A 15248-nucleotide genomic window follows, 5' to 3' on the forward strand; every position below is an offset into this window, starting at 1 on the left:
TAGACGATGCAAGGCCCAAAGACGCCAGCAGTTGCGCAGTTCCGACGCCAGATCGCGTATCTGGTTTTGGCCGGCCTCGTCAGCGTTCCGGCGGCGCTCGCGTATCTTGCCAGTTACGGCCCGGTCAGCATCGCACTCGCTCTCGCGGTGACTTTCGGCGTGTTCGTCTCGATCGTCCTTGGCGGCGGCCTTATGGCAGCAGGCTTTTACAGTTCGGCGAGCGGTCTCGATGATGTGGTCGCAGCAGCCCATGTGGAACCGGCCGGCACTGCCGCGCTCGGAGCGGCCACCGTCGCGGTCCAACCGATTCCACCGCTGTCAGAGGTTCAACAGGAAGGGTCGCTCCTATGAAGATCACTGTCTCCGACGGAAGTTTCGACGCTTATGTTTCGCGGCCGCTTCTGGGCTCGGCACCCGTCATCATCGTCCTGCAAGAGATATTCGGGGTCAACGCCGATATCCGCCGGACGTGCGACGAGCTGGCGGATCACGGTTTCGTAGCCGTTGCCCCTGATCTGTTCTGGCGGGCTGCGCCCGGCCTCGACCTAAACTCGTGGAGTGAGGCCGATTGGAAGCGGGGCCTCGACTTATATCAGGCATATGACCTGGACCGCGGCATCTTCGATGTCGGCGCGGTGGTCGACACCGCGCGCGCGCTCAGCGGGTCGAACGGCCGAGTCGGGGTCATGGGCTTCTGCCTGGGCGGCTTGATGAGCTATCTCGCCGCCGCGCGGCTGTCGATCGACGCCGCGGCGGTTTATTATGGCGGCAGCACCGACCAGCATCTCGACGAAGCTACCGGTGTCACCGCTCCGATGCTGTTGCATTTCGGCGACGATGACGAATTCATCCCTCAAGAGGCTCAACGCCAGATCAAGGCTGCGTTCGCGGGCCGGACCAACGTCGAGATCATCAGCTATCCCGGCTGCTCGCACGCGTTCGCGCGGCATACAGGAACGCATTTCGATGCCGTCGCAGCGAAGTCGGCCAATGCACGGACTTACGAATTTTTGGCTGAGCATCTGAACGCGAAATTATGACGTCGCCAGACGTGGGGATTCTGTTGCGGGTTGCGTCAAACCTTTCGAACAGACCTCTGAACTGGACCAGACTTATGAAGACGAGTGCATCAATCACATTGGCTCTCTTGGGCGCCGTGCTCTCGGCGACGACGCCGACAGACGCAGCAGAGCTGACGACCAAGCCGACGATCGTGCTGGTCCACGGTGCATTTGCTGGGTCGTCGAGCTGGAACGCCGTGATCACCGATCTCGAGACCGATGGCTACCGGGTTGTAGCTGTCGCCAATCCGTTGCGCGGCCTGGCCACGGACGCCGACTATGTCGCCCGCATCGTCAAGTCGATCGACGGCAAGGTGGTCCTCGTCGGTCACTCTTACGGTGGCGAAGTCATCGCCATGGCCGCGACCGGCGCGAGTAACGTCAAGAGCCTGGTCTTCGTCGCCGGTCTCGCTCCGGTCGCCGGGGAGAGTGCCGCCAGTCTCGGCGCGCGGTTCCCGACCGGCACGCTCGGAAAGGCGCTTGCGCCGCCGGTTATCCAGGCCAATGGCGACCACGATCTTTATATCGATCAAGCCAAGTATCGGGCGCAGTTCGCTGCCGATGTGCCGCAGGCCGCCGCGATGCAGATGGCGGCAACGCAGCGGCCGGTTACGGAGGCCGCGCTCGGCGAAGCGGCGGGACCGACCGCGTGGAGCACGATCCCGTCATCCTTCATCTATGGCTCTCTCGATAAGAACATCCCGGCGGCATTGCACGCTTTCATGGCAAAGCGCGCGGGTGCCAGAGAAAGTGTCGAGGTCAAGGGTGCGTCGCACGTCGTCATGATCTCGCACCCCCTCCAGGTGGCCAGGATGATCGAGCGTGCGGCTGCATTCTAGCTGAAAGCAACCGATAGCAGCCGGATAAGCGAAGCGATCGGTTACTAGACGGCGTGAAGTGTCAGACGCGGCCATGACGATCATCCGGCCCGTCCAAGAACTCTGCAAAGCACCAGTACCAATAGAAGTTCAATCCTACCATCATCGCCGCAATAAATCGATCGCGCCGCGGCAAGCAAGTTCTGCGACGGTTTTAATGGAGAGAGACAATGGCAAGAATACTGGTGCTCTATTACTCATCCTACGGACACATCGAGACAATGGCGGCCGCAGTTGCAGACGGTGCACGCTCCGCCGGCGGTCAAGTCGACCTCCGCCGGGTGCCCGAAACGGTGCCGGAGACGATTGCCGCAGCTGCACATTTCAAACTCGATCAGGCCGCCCCGCTCGCCAGCATCGATGAACTCGCGAACTATGACGCGATCATCATCGGTGCGCCGACCCGTTTCGGCCGCCTACCGGGACAACTTGCGGCGTTCCTCGATCAGGCTGGCGGCCTGTGGGCGAGCGGCGCGCTGAACGGCAAGGTCGGCGGTGCGTTTACTTCGAGCGCATCGCAGCATGGCGGCAACGAGGTTACGCTTTTCTCCATTCTGACCAATCTGCTGCACTTCGGTATGGTCATCGTCGGACTGCCGTACAGTCACGGCGGGCAGATGACGCTCGAGGAGATCGTCGGCGGTTCACCTTACGGCGCGACAACGATCGCTGGTGGCACGGGCGAGCGTCAACCGAGTGAGATCGAATTGGCTGGCGCCCGTCATCAGGGGGCGCTGATCGCCAAATATGCCGCAAAACTTACAGTGCCGGACTGACGGGCACGGCGACCACTTCGGGCGCAGGGGCTGTGCTGGGCACCTCGGCACTCCACGCAAAAACGACAGTGCCGATCCGATCCGCCAGACCTCTAATCAGGAGTGGAATATGATGTCCAACAATGTCCCGAACCTATTGCGGAGGAATCTCCACGAGGTATTTGGCGAGAACGATTCGAAAAAGCGCTGGGCAGCGATTGAAGAGATTTATTCGGAGGACATCGTCTTCCACGCACCCAATGGGATTTTTCGGGGCCGCAGCGTGATCGAGCGCGTTGCCGGCGAGATACGGGCCAAGCAGCCAGACTTTCGCTACGTGGAATCCGGCCCTGCCGAGGACCTCGCCGACACCGCGGGCCGCGTTTCGTGGGTGTCCGGACGGCCGGACGAAGCGCCATCTTATGCCGGAACGGATTTCATATTGGCTGCTGACGGCAAGATCACTGCAATCTACCTCTTTTTCGATCGTTTGCCTGCTTGAGCGCTAGGCTCAGGGCCTATTAAATCGCTCGCGGGGACGATGATCGGTTGATTCAATGTCGACGCTGAGGGGGCGTTGCCATGAGCGATCTGATCTGGTTGTCGGAGGCGCAGATGCGTCGGATCGAGCCGCATCAATGAGTCCTGAGCCTAGAAGTGCGTAGAAACGGTCAAATTAATCCGACGCCGCCTTGGATCGCCATAGTAACTGTAGCCGGCTGTTGCTGGATTGATGACACTGGGAGGAGAATGATCGAAAATATTCTCTATGCCTAATCTAAACTCGATGGGCTCGGAAATCTCCAAATAACGCGGTGACGCCAATTTCAACGATGCCTCAAGGTCGATATAAACCTGAGCAGGTATCGTCGGGGATCCCTGGTATGTCACGATCGTGACGTTGCTGCGGCTGAGGTTCGGATTTGACGATGCGACATTGTAACGGCCAAGATATTGCGCCGTTGCGCCCAGCGCCCAACTCTTCGTCTCCCAATTCAACCCGGCGTATCCACGCCACTCGAGCGGGCCGTCGCGCGACCCGACGGTATTAATGGTCGACGTGTCCTGCGCCAGTTGTCGTTTCAAGACCGGTTGCCACGTCGTCTTGGCCGTGATGCTAACGGTCCCGACGCGCGCCGGCAGCCTCCAGTCAAACTGAAGATCGACGGCCTCCACCAGCGTTCTGCCGCCATTCAAAGCGGTCGTGTCGATCCGCGTAATGGTGCCACCGCTAAAGCCCTGCGCCGCGTCGGCGGCTGTCAAAAGGGCGCGAACTATTCGCGCCGGGTAGGACGCCTCGTGAGCCACGAAGTAAGCTGGATCGTAGGCGTGAACGAAGCTGATCTCATTCGTCTTGCGAATTTGAGTGAGATCGATCGAAAGGCGGGGTCCGGTGTCAAACGGATCGACGACCAGCCCCAATGAAATTGTCCGCGCACGCTCAGGGGCCAACTGCGCCGAGCCGCCGGACACCTCGTCGAACGCGCCTTCGCTGCCAATCGCCCTCCCGCCGCGCTTCGGATCTCCGAGCCCCAACGCTGCGTAATCGAAGTTGTTAAGCCTCGAGGCGATCTGGTCGACACTTGGTGGCAAGTTACCAATGGCGAAGCTTCCGCGTAACATCACCCTAGAGATCGGGAAGAAGCGCAAGCCGGCCGTATAGAGAAGGGTCTGCGCCCGCGCGGTTATCCTGGCGTCGAGGGGTTGCGTGTCGAAGGTGAAATCTGCCGGGATGGTCGTTCTAAATTTGTCGTAGCGCAGCGCCAATTGCAGTTCGAAGCCGCGGAAAACCGAATTGGTCGTGCTGGCGATGAGCGGCGCGCGTAGTTCGCCATATCCCGACATGACCCGCTGCCTAATGTCGGGGCTGGGATTGGCGACCGTCAGGGCTGCTGAAGTAAAGGTGGTCACACTCTGCGCGACGCTCTCCGTCCTCGTTTCGCCGAGCAAGGTGAGTGTTAATGGGCCCCCCGCCAGATGAAATGCAGGCCCGGCCAAGCGGATGGTCGCATCGGTGGAGCGGTTGGTGCGCGCTGAACGCAGGGTTGTGGCGGTGAGCGAGGCCGGCAGCTCGGCGAAGAAGGCAGGCCAATTTCCGAGCGGATCGAGTGCAGGCTGGCCGTCAGCTCCTGGCTCGCCACTGGCCAGCGCGTCGGCAAAGTTGAAGCTTTGTCCAACCGACCGGACTGTTAAAGCGACATGCGACGAAGCCCAACTGCCTTCAGCCGATGCGCGCCAACTGAACGGTAGTTGCGCGATAAGCCCCGCGGTAATTCGCACGCTCTCGATGGCGTTCGCTGCGACCGCTGGCACAACCGGCAATGGATAGGTGACGATGATGCTTTCCGCAAAGGGGTTATTGGGCGCGTTGGCGGCAATCGGCTCCGACACCGAGCTTACGGGCTCAATCGCCGTACCTTCATCGTGAAGGTACAGCGCGTCGACAAAACCTTCGAAGATTGGACCAAAGCTATGTCGGACACTCAAAATGCCCGATGTTGTCGACGGTCGGGTTAATATGTCGCCGCGCGCACCGCTATTGTCGTTGGCAAGGTTCGTAGCAACCTTGCCGGCGTTCGCGACGAGTGTCGCCGCACGATCGGCCGGGGTCCCCGACGTGTTTAGCGGCAGGAAGGTAACTTGTGCGCCGAGACTCGCCCCACCGAGTCCGGCGTCAAGCGTCAGCTTGGCCTGCTCGCCAGTGCCGTCAGCGCTAAACACGTTGATCGCATTGCCGACGGGGCGAAGCGACAAATACGAAGCGGCATTATTCCGGAATGCCATCGCGCGTGCCGCTGCCTGATAGTTGCGGTCGCCAGTCAGAAGGTCACCGCTTTCGGTGTGGCTGACGAACAGCATGACATCGGTCCGGCCATTATCAGGCGTAAACCCGATACGACCCTCGACGCGCAGCCGCGGGGCATCGCCACGAGCGGTAATCCCGCCGGTCACGTTGAGTTCTGCACCGCGATAATCGTGACGCAGAACGACGTTGACGACTCCTCCAGTTGCGCCGGGGCCATAGATGCCGCCGGCGGTCGACGACAACGTCTCGATCCGTTCGATTGCGCCCACGGGTATGGCGTTGACGTCCGGTTGCGCCAAAGCGTTGGATGCTGATGGCAGGCCAGGCAAGCGTCTGCCGTCGACGAGAACTAGCGTTTGATTGGCACCGAGACCGCGCAGGTTGATCTCTGATCGCGGTGATGCGGCGTTCGTCGTTGGATCCTGCATTGCCGAGAGGTTTTGCGTATTTTGAGGCAGCCTCGCTCGCAAAACATCGTCGACGTTATCCTCGTGCGCGGAAACGATCTCGCGGACGGTGATCACGTCATACGGTTGGATATCGTTTGCGGTCCGCCGAATGTCGGCGTTTCCGGTCCTGCGCCCGACGACCAGAATTTCGGCGATAGCACCATCACTTTGGGCAGCGAGCGTTTCGGCTGCAGGTACGAGGACGTATACGTTGTCCTCGGTCAGGCGAACACCGATCCCCGTCCCTGTCAACATCCGGGCCAAGGCCGAGCCGATCGTGAGGCGACCGTGTACTGCCGAGGCTGTCAATCCGGATAGAGTGGCTTCATCGAACAGAACCTCACATCCAGTCTCCTTTGCCAGCTTCGCCAAAGCAATGGGAAGAGCAATACGACCAATATCGATCCTGGTTTTAAAATCGGACAATTTGCCGAGGGTCGGCGTTCCCGCCAATAGCATGGTAAGAGCCACAACTGTTGTCGTAAATCGATGCACACGCGCCCCGACTCGCTTGTGATATTGAGCATTGCTATCAGGTTGCATAGCGGGCGTCACGCTGGGTTGCAGTTACAAAATAGCCGAAAAGTGCGACCAGCGGGTGCATAGTGATTAGACCACGGCGAGCACGCTGTCGCTTGAGGGGTGTTATTCGCGGCGACTAAACCCGACCCCAATGCCGACACAGCTCATTCCTCGTATCGGTGACGTCATCCGGCCAAGGGTCGACGCACATCGCCAATAACTGACGCGCACTGCTCGCTCAAAAAGTAGATATTCGCGCTAATAGGTGAGTCCTCGCCAACAGTTATAGGTTGCAAGACCAATGTCGGACATCGAGCACTCCACGTCCGCTCCCCGAACTCAGCCGCGGTCAAGTTCCGATTTCGGCATGTTTGGGGCCGGAAGCTGCCCGGCAGGTTTCGGGCATCGAATGCGGCAAAGCGGACTTTCATCCATGCACCGTAGTGCGCCGGCAAGACCCACCTCCGGACATTCCGACGTGCCGTCGCACTTTCAGAAAGCAGACGTTTGTTCAGCGGGCTGCATTGAACATCCAAGCCGCCGCCTAAATTAACGCGCAAGGCCGTAATGAGGAGGTCTGCTCAGGACTAGTGGCGAGGATTTGCAGTCGGTATTGTAGGCGACTCGATATGGCTTCGCCCAGCAGCGCCCCATTGCGATTAAAAACGAACTATTAATACGGTCAGAGGCGCGAGCTTTCGGCGAGGCGAGCAGCCGCGACGTCAAACGCTACCCGATTCTTGACGAGGAAAGCCCAAGTCGCCTGTTATCGGCTATCGTCCACCCCGCGAGTTTATCTCTGCTCAACTCGAGAGAAACTGTCAGGCCTATCGGGGCACCAGCACCGCCTCATCGAGCGGCGCAGCTGCCCCGCCGGGCGGACGAAATCGATTGGGCCGCCCTAAGCTGGTGCCAGCACGCGGCGGAGCGGCGATCCCGGCCATGGCGCGCTCGTGATTGGTACTGCACTCGGACTCCGCGATTACCGAGAAGACGTGGACGATCCACCCCCGACTGGACCTCCCGGAGGGTTTAAACGATCGGGATAGTGTCGGTTTTTCTTACACTTTAGGTTCGTCAAACGCTTAAATCGTTAATCATTGCGTGGTCGGTCAGCTACTTAAGCGCAGTACTGATATTGGCACAAGGTTTGCATAATGGTTAATGCGCGGGTGGTCAGCTGAGCTTCAGTCGACAAGGCCGTGGCGTCTGGCTCACCGAATAAGGGGATATACTCGATGAAAGCTGTCCTACTTGCTGCTGTTTCGCTCATTTCCACGTCGGCCCTTGCAGGTCCTGGCGTTATCACCGCGCCTGTGTCGGCGACGATCGATGTCGGCGGTCCTGGCGAAGGCTCGATCGCCGATACTTACAATGAGAATGGTCTCTTGAGTAGTTATGTACCTGGCGTAACGAATTTCGACGCATATATCGCGACCGATCCGATGCACAGTCTAGCCTTCGCTGGCAACGAGTGGTTCAGCAATTATGGCTCGACGACAGCGCAGGTCACCTATGATCTCGGCTCGGTCAAATCGATCAATGCACTCGCGCTATGGAACGAGGAAACGTCGGGCATAGGCACGCTCGCGCTGACGGGTTCGGCCGACGGCGTCACGTTCAACGCCATTGGTACATATATGCCGATCGACAATCCGTTGGCCAACTATCCGGCGCAGGTCTTCAGCTTCGCCAAGACCAGCGTTGAGTTCGTCCGATTTGGAATGAGCGACTGCCCGCAGCCGAACCCAGGCTCGTACCCCTCGTGCGCGATCGGTGAAGTCGCCTTCCGCACAGCCAGTGGTACGGTTCCCGAACCTGCCGCATGGACGCTGATGATCGCCGGCTTCGGGCTCGTCGGGGCGGCGTTGCGCCGCCGGGCGCCTATCGTCGCCGCCTGACCCTTCCGCTTCACTATACCACAGCCCCGTCAGAGCGATCTGGCGGGGCTTTCGTAATGAGAACAACCGGCTTGCACCCGGCCGTTGCGCTCCTGTGGCTGACACTGCACCGTCCATCTCTCGGATCATTGCAGGCCCTCTGACTTCTTCTCGATTATGCAACCAATCCAAAATGATTACTCAACGCGTTAAGACCGATATGAGCCAAGATGCCGTAAATGATCTAGGCTATGGACCACTTGGATAAGTCGATATGCCGCTCTGGCCCTGCGGGATTATCTCGCCCAAAGAATAGTTAACGGTTCAAGCCCCCCGCACGGACCGCCAGAGCCGCCGCGTAAGCATCCCCGCCCGCGTGGCGGCTCGTCATTAACCTTTAAATAACCTTGTCTGCAAGTACGCCGTATCCTAACCAACCGCTAATTATCAGGGTTGGCAACATGATGCTTGAGAATCGCTTCAACTATCATGTTCAACGTGCAGCGGCACATCTTGGAGATGTCGACACTGCGACGTCATACGAGGCGCGAAATACTCACCGGGAACTATCGAAGTGGCATATGTCTGCGGCGCTCACTGAAGGCGTCGGTTTTGTTCCCACTTGTGCGATTGGATCGCAACAGATCCTCGCAACGAGGAGCCTGATGCCGGCCGGGTGAAAGGAGATGATAATTCGATCAACTCAAGATTGAGTAGTGCGCTGCAACCTTACCGACTGGCCGGCGCACGCGGACGTTCGAGAAAGGTGGAACCTACCCGTACAAGGTGGCTGAGCGATACCCGTATACCGTGCTCGCAAACCACTTCGTCGCCATCGAGCCTCCGGATCGCGATAAATGTTCCCTTCGCGCGCAGGATGCACAACTGCGCTCCTTCCTGCCGATCTTGCACAAGGCACGCTTTAAATGTACGCATCCGGTGAGGGCCGCAGGCTCGCTGCTGCATGCTCAGGCGGCTTGAGCGATCGGAACGTTTGAGGTGTCGGATCGCCAGTTCCACGGGAGCAGTTCGGCGAGGCGCTGCTGTGGGAGTTCGGCGATGCGGCCGAGGACATCGGCGAGCCACGCCTGCGGATCGATATCGTTGAGCTTTGCGGTGACGATGAGCGAGTACATGAACGCAGCGCGCTGTCCGCCGCGGTCGGAGCCGGCGAACAGCCACGACTTCCTGCCGAGGGCGACACCGCGCAGGGCTCGTTCGGCGGCATTGTTGGTCAGGCAGATCCGTCCATCGGCAAGGAACCGGGTGAACGCGGGCCAGTCCTTGAGCATGTAGTTGATCGCCACCGCGACCGGATTATGCCGGGCAAGCGTCGCACGTTGCTGGCGCAGCCAGTGTTCGAGCTCGGTTACGATGGGCGTGACGAGTTCCTGACGCACGGCGAGCCGCTCTTCGGCGGTCTTGCCGCAGATCGCGCGTTCGATGTCGAAGATACGGTCGATCCGCGCCACCGCCTCGAGCGCCAATGGCGAGATCACCGGGGCAATGTCGGGCTTGCGCTTCACCTGGGTGGCGACGTCGGCGAGAACGAAGAACTTGCGCCGTGCGTGTGCCCAGCACAGCGCGCGGGCGACCTGCCCGGCGGAGCGGCCCGGCTTGAACAGCGCGTTGTACCCGGCATAGGCATCGGCCTGCAGGATGCCGTTATAGTGGGCCAGATGATCACGCGGATGCTCACCGCGCCGGTCGCGCGAGTAGTGGAACAGCGCCGCCGGCGGGGCCGGGCCGCCGAACGGCCGGTCGTCGCGGACGTAAGTCCAGATGCGGCCGATATCGGTCTTGACCTTAGCCAGCACGGGCACCGTGGTATCGTCGCCGTGCAGGCGCTCGGCGGCGAGGACGTGGGCCTCGATCAACCGATACAGTGGTTTAAGCGCGGCGGTGCAGGCGCCGACCTGGTCGGCCAGCGTCGACAGGCTGAGATCGACACCTTCATGCGCATAACGGTCGCGTTGCCGGTTTAACGGCTGGTGCTGCCCGAACTTCTCGAACAGGAGCATCGCCAGCATGCTCGCGCCGAACAGGCCTCGCGGGGTGACGTGGAACGGAGCCGGCGGCTGGCTGACGCGCTCGCAGGCCCGGCAGGCGAAGCGCTCGCGCACCGTCTGGATGACCTTCCACTGGCGCGGGATTACCTCGAGGGTCTCGGTGACATCCTCGCCGAGCTTCGACAGGCGGTTCGAACCGCAGCCGGCGCAGCAGGGAGGGCTCGGGATCACGACGCGCTCGCGCGGCAGGTGCGCGGGCAGCGGTTGCCGCGACGGCCGGGCGCGGACGAACGCGGTGACGGTCGTGGTCTTCGCTGCAGCATGAGCGGCGGCGGCTTCGTCGGCAGCGGCGGTTGCCTCGGCCTCCTCGAAGGCCAGCTCCATCTGGTCGATCAATCGCCGACTGCGCTCCGAACGCTGGCCGAACCGGTCGCGCTTGAGCATCGCGATCTGGAGCGCCTGAAGGGCGATGCGGGCCTCAAGGTCGGAGTTGATCGCGCGAGCGTTGGCGGCGTCGGCCCGGGCGACGGCGGCATCGCTTCGTGCCTCGTCAAGCGCCTGTCGGAGCGCAATAATATCGGCGGGAGACAACGCTTCCATCGCCCCCACAACATAGCAAAATCGCGAGGAACCGTGAAGCGTTTTGGCGTCGTCTGGCTTGGGAAAAGACCCTATCCCGCAGCGCTTGGCCGCCATGTATGCTGCGGGTTGCGCCAGTCGATGCCCTCCAACATGCACGCCATCTGCGACGCCGAGATCGCGACGACACCGTCGGTCGCGGAAGGCCAGACGAAGCGACCGCGGTCGAGCCGCTTCGCATAAAGCGACGTGCCGAGGCCGTCGTGCCACAGGATCTTCACTAGGCCACCGGTGCGTCCGCGGAAGATGTACAGGTCGCCCGCGTGCGGGTCGCGGCGCAGCCCCTGCTGCACCTGCAGCGCCAGCCCGTGCATGCCTTTACGCATATCGGTGTGACCGGTTGCGAGCCAGATCCGGACGCCGCCCGGGACCGGGATCACCGCGCCAGCGACCGCAGGACCGCCGTCACCAGCTTTGCCGGCGCGTCCGCTGCGATCCGCACGACAGAGCCACCGACCTCGACCAGCATCGCCGGCGGCGGTGATGATGCTGGCGCGACATCGCGGGCGTCGGCGCTGACAACGACCGGCGCAAAGCCCGCGCCCGCGTGGCCAGTGCCGTACAGGTCGCGACGCCACCGATAGATCTGGCTCGGTCGAACATCCGCGACCCGCGCCACCTCAGCGACAATCGCGTCGGGCGCAAACGCCGCATCGATCAAGGCCCGCTTCTGCTCGTCGCTCCACCGGCGACGACGCTCGACACCCGAATATACCGTGACCTGGCCCATCGCACCGTCGCTAACACTGGTGCAAACACCGTCGCTTGCACCAGTGCTACGTCACCGCAGCCGCCAAATCACTCAAGGCGGCCCTCACCGGAGGCGTACCTTTAAATTCGGCTTCGGTCATTATGTATTGCCCGATTTGGCGGTCCCAGCAGGTCGAGTGGAACAGCCCGCCGACGCGCCGGGTCTCCGCCGGTTGATTATACAGGCTCGCGGCCTCGCACGTTTCTAGCACGTGAACCTCGATGTTCGCCGCCTTAAGCGCAGTAATCTCTTTAAGGTAGTTCGAAGCCTCTAACGCGACTTCAACCCGCAAAATCGGATGGCGCAGTTCGCTAGGGGAAGGAGCGAAATCAGTTGTTGGCGGGGTCGTCTACGACGACGATCATGGCGCCCTCGAGGCGCGCTGCTCAGCGACTTCAACATCTGCTCGACCACCCCGCGCCTATCAACGTCTGCGGGCGTAAGCGCGCAAGCAGTACGGTTGCGACCCAGCTGGATCGCAACCGTATATGTTCAGGCAGCGACGACAAACGCGTGCCGACGGCGCACCGATGCGCCAACCAGCCCAAAGCCGACAGCTAAGAGAGCCCATGTCGCTGGTTCGGGCACCGCAGCAGCGACATTATCGAGTTCGAACGCGTTCTGCGACGAGCTGAACTGGACCGTGTCGACCTTGGCACCGTCGAAGCTGAAGAACACCCGCCGATTGTTCAGGGGATTCCCCTGACTACCATCCGCCGGAGCCGGAGGGACCTGGCTGCCGGTGAACGATCCGACCTCGGTGCCGCCAGAGAAGAATTTCACCGTATTATAGTTGTCGATCGATCCCCAATAGAAGCTCAATGTCTTCACAGCGGGCGAGATCGCCAACGAGGCGACCTGACCAGCGAGGACTGCCAGATACTGCGTCGAATCGCCGAGTGGCGCAGCATATTGACTCGAGACGGAGCCGGTCGCGAGTGTATACGATCCGGTCAATCCAGCAGCAGAGTTAAAATCCGCGATAATATGCTGGTTAGCAGCCGGGCCCATGTCAGGACCATTGGTCGATGAAACCAGGGTCATGGCATTGGCGCTGCCGGCGAAGACGAGCAGTGCGGTGGTGGCGAGATATTTACGCATGACACACCCTTTTTCAAATGGCGGGGATGATACCCCACGTTTGACCGAGCAAGCTTCGTGCCAGATCTTAAGGCGTTGTTAAGGCTGCCAAGGTTTTAATGATCACACAATAAGTGTAAAGAATCCCGACATATTTTACACAGTTTGCGGCCTAGTAGATCTTCGATGGCGACAAGTGTTCAGCTGCTCTTGTGATCTTTTGATAGAGCGGCTTCGGAACATGGCGAGTCTATTATTAATGGATCCTAACCCTTCGGGCGTAGCGGACAGTCGCAAAATGGGCGGATTGTGCGGCGGCGGGGAAACATAAAGGAAGTCGCATATGAGCCGTTTGATCCTCCTCATCGCTATCGCCGCGATGCCTGCTGCCGCCACCGCCGCCACAATCGATTTCAATTCGGCACCGCAAAATATGCTGTTTGGCCCGACCTACTCGGAGAAAGGCTTTACGCTCACCGGCACAGGATTTGAGTTTCCGCAGTCGGACGGCTGGGCATATAGCACCTACGCCAACGACGGTACGCTCACCTTCAATTACAAAGGGCCTACCTACACCTTGACCAAGGATAGCGGCGGCACCTTCAATTTTACTTCGCTCGATCTCGGCAACGTTAACAATGACATTTTCGGCGGCACTCTACGAATTGCCTTTGACGGCGGCACGCCTACCGCGCTCGCAATCCCGATGACAGGCGCTTTGCAGACCTTCACATTCGGCATGGCCGCTGTCACCAGCGTTGCCTTCAGCTTTTTACCCGGTGAGACTGCTAACAATACGCTCAATAGCTATGCACGCATCGACAATTTGGTCGTCGGAGGTGCAGTGCCGGAGCCGGCATCGTGGGCGATGATGATCGCCGGCTTCGGTGGCATCGGCACGGTTATGCGTCGTCGCGCGACGAAGGTCGTTCTCGCCTAATTTGCAATCTGAGGTCTGAATGCTGTGCCGCGGTTTCCCACCGGAACCGCGGCATTCGCGTATTCGCTACAGCGACGGGCACCGACGCGTGAGTTAGCTATAATAGCGATCTAAGACACTAAAGCTTTGTGCCAAGATGCCCTGTAACGTTTCACATGTGGCCCGGCCGTTTGATGGGGCCGTTAGGTGACTGGCCGCTGTCGGGCACGTCGTCGTCGTGAGCTGCCCTTCATTCAAGTTGCTTGGCGCAGTCGATGGCGCGCTATCATCCGACCAGCCCGATCCATTGCTTGTAGGTGAACCTTGCTGGTGCCACGAAGGGTAAGAGATGCAACTTTCAAGCTTCATGACGGTCTCCGCAGCCGAAGACTTTCTCCGCCACATTTATGCAGGCACGGTCGGAAAGCTGCAGATCCCGACGCGCGCGAGGCACCACGCCGCCGGCGGAGAGGCCGCATTCGTGCAGGCCGTCTCGACTTGGGCAAACGAGGCGAATCCGGCGGAGTTAGTGAGCTACGCCGAGGGCCCGGTCGACGAGGTGCAAATCGAACGGTTGGTCAGCAGGCTCCACGGCCTGGTTGGCATCCTGGTCGCGGACACGATCTCGAGCATCCGGGGCCCCGATCTCACCGAGGTTCTCCGGAAGGCCGCGCTCGAACGCCTCTCGCTCCTTCAGTCCGCGACGCCAGAGGACGGCTCCAGGGGGCCGCAGCTGGAAATCGTCTGCTTCGACCACCTCGCGAAAAGCCATCCGAGATCCTTCTACGCGCCGAGCGAACAAGGCGTGCTCCAGGTCCGGAGGCTACCCGCCTTCAACCTTTTCGCGGCGGAGGTGCTGAAAGAATTGGTCCCGACGGCGCTCTCCCGAGGGATACCGGAAGGCTTCACCTCGGCCCTGGGCGGTGCGCTGCACGAGCTGTTCCGCAACACTGAGGAGCATGGCCGCGTGAACGATCGCGGGGACGTACCGACAAAGTCGGTGCGGGGCTTCCATGCCCGTCGCCACTCAATCACGCCGAAGATGCTGCCGGCGCTTGCAGCCGAGGCCAAGCCGTTCTCCGATTACTTCTCGCGGCTGCGCCCCGCGCGGGCGGGCAACCGCGACATCCAGTTGATCGAACTCTCGGTGTTCGACACCGGGCCCGGCATGGCCGCCAGTCTCTCGGCGCGGCCGCTCACGTCGATCGATCGGAACGAGGAGCTCCTGCTAGTCCGGCGGTGCTTCGGCAAGAATGTCTCCCGGAAGTCGATCTCCTCGGCGGGCCTCGGCCTGCCGACCGTGATCGACCTTCTGCGCGAGCGAAACGGCTTCCTGAGGCTCAGGACCGGCAGGCTGTCGCTATTCAGCGACCTCGGTCTCGAGGAGCAGCGCGCGTTCGGTGAGCTTCCCGAGCTCCGCGACTGGGCGGACCCGGGCGGCCGCATCGCGCCCATCGCCGGCACTCTCTTCACGCTGCTCTTTCCCCTGGGAGCCTAGG

The 15248-nt window shown here is 60.8% G+C and carries 13 protein-coding genes; 8 read left to right on the forward strand and 5 right to left on the reverse strand.

The features are described 5' to 3' along the window. The first annotated feature begins 6 nt into the window (after nt 1-6). The 5 genes from KTC28_RS21910 (at nt 7) to KTC28_RS21930 (ending at nt 3196) form a co-directional block, all read left to right on the forward strand. Entirely contained in the window at nt 7-351 is a 345-nt protein-coding gene (locus KTC28_RS21910; RefSeq protein ID WP_216711238.1) for a hypothetical protein, read from the forward strand. Next, nucleotides 348-1040, forward strand: a complete 693-nt coding sequence (locus KTC28_RS21915) for a dienelactone hydrolase family protein (protein ID WP_216711239.1) — start codon at nt 348-350, stop codon at nt 1038-1040. Before KTC28_RS21910 ends, KTC28_RS21915 begins: the two co-directional genes overlap by 4 nt. 74 nt (nt 1041-1114) lie before the next feature. After that, nucleotides 1115-1900, forward strand: coding sequence for an alpha/beta fold hydrolase (locus KTC28_RS21920; RefSeq protein ID WP_216711240.1), 786 nt, complete (start codon nt 1115-1117; stop codon nt 1898-1900). A gap of 209 nt (nt 1901-2109) precedes the next feature. Continuing rightward, nucleotides 2110-2715 (forward strand): NAD(P)H:quinone oxidoreductase, encoded by a 606-nt coding sequence (gene wrbA, locus KTC28_RS21925; protein WP_216711241.1) that lies wholly within the window; start codon nt 2110-2112, stop codon nt 2713-2715. A gap of 112 nt (nt 2716-2827) precedes the next feature. After that, entirely contained in the window at nt 2828-3196 is a 369-nt protein-coding gene (locus KTC28_RS21930; protein ID WP_223132380.1) for a nuclear transport factor 2 family protein, read from the forward strand. Nucleotides 3197-3345: 149 nt separating this feature from the next. On the opposite strand, the gene KTC28_RS21935 is transcribed toward KTC28_RS21930, so the two are convergent. Continuing rightward, nucleotides 3346-6492 carry a TonB-dependent receptor gene (locus tag KTC28_RS21935; protein WP_216711243.1) on the reverse strand — a complete coding sequence of 1049 codons (3147 nt, stop codon included), beginning with the start codon at nt 6490-6492 and terminating at the stop codon, nt 3346-3348. Between the two features lie 1217 nt (nt 6493-7709). Here KTC28_RS21935 and KTC28_RS21940 point away from each other — a divergent pair. Further along, nucleotides 7710-8372: a PEPxxWA-CTERM sorting domain-containing protein gene (locus KTC28_RS21940; RefSeq protein WP_255602553.1), complete on the forward strand. Its 663-nt coding sequence runs from the start codon at nt 7710-7712 to the stop codon at nt 8370-8372. A 947-nt stretch (nt 8373-9319) separates the two neighbouring features. Here KTC28_RS21940 and tnpC read toward each other — a convergent pair. From tnpC to KTC28_RS21960, 4 genes are all read right to left on the reverse strand, one after another. Then, nucleotides 9320-10960, reverse strand: a complete 1641-nt coding sequence (gene tnpC, locus KTC28_RS21945) for an IS66 family transposase (RefSeq protein ID WP_216711668.1) — start codon at nt 10958-10960, stop codon at nt 9320-9322. A gap of 71 nt (nt 10961-11031) precedes the next feature. After that, complete coding sequence (tnpB, locus tag KTC28_RS21950) at nt 11032-11379, reverse strand: IS66 family insertion sequence element accessory protein TnpB (protein ID WP_216711667.1); 348 nt, start codon at nt 11377-11379, stop codon at nt 11032-11034. Beyond that, complete coding sequence (tnpA, locus tag KTC28_RS21955) at nt 11376-11729, reverse strand: IS66-like element accessory protein TnpA (RefSeq protein ID WP_216711666.1); 354 nt, start codon at nt 11727-11729, stop codon at nt 11376-11378. Before tnpA ends, tnpB begins: the two co-directional genes overlap by 4 nt. Before the next feature lie 513 nt (nt 11730-12242). Continuing rightward, nucleotides 12243-12851, reverse strand: coding sequence for an Npun_F0296 family exosortase-dependent surface protein (locus KTC28_RS21960; protein ID WP_223132338.1), 609 nt, complete (start codon nt 12849-12851; stop codon nt 12243-12245). Between the two features lie 322 nt (nt 12852-13173). Between KTC28_RS21960 and KTC28_RS21965 the strand changes: the two genes are divergently transcribed. Next, the gene (locus KTC28_RS21965) at nt 13174-13770 is read left to right on the forward strand and encodes a PEPxxWA-CTERM sorting domain-containing protein (RefSeq protein ID WP_216711175.1); all 597 of its coding nucleotides are present in this window, start codon (nt 13174-13176) and stop codon (nt 13768-13770) included. Between the two features lie 328 nt (nt 13771-14098). Then, nucleotides 14099-15247: a hypothetical protein gene (locus tag KTC28_RS21970; RefSeq protein WP_216711176.1), complete on the forward strand. Its 1149-nt coding sequence runs from the start codon at nt 14099-14101 to the stop codon at nt 15245-15247. Nucleotide 15248 lies beyond the last annotated feature (1 nt).

It is taken from the genome of Polymorphobacter megasporae (assembly GCF_018982885.2).
GTDB lineage: Bacteria > Pseudomonadota > Alphaproteobacteria > Sphingomonadales > Sphingomonadaceae > Polymorphobacter_B > Polymorphobacter_B megasporae.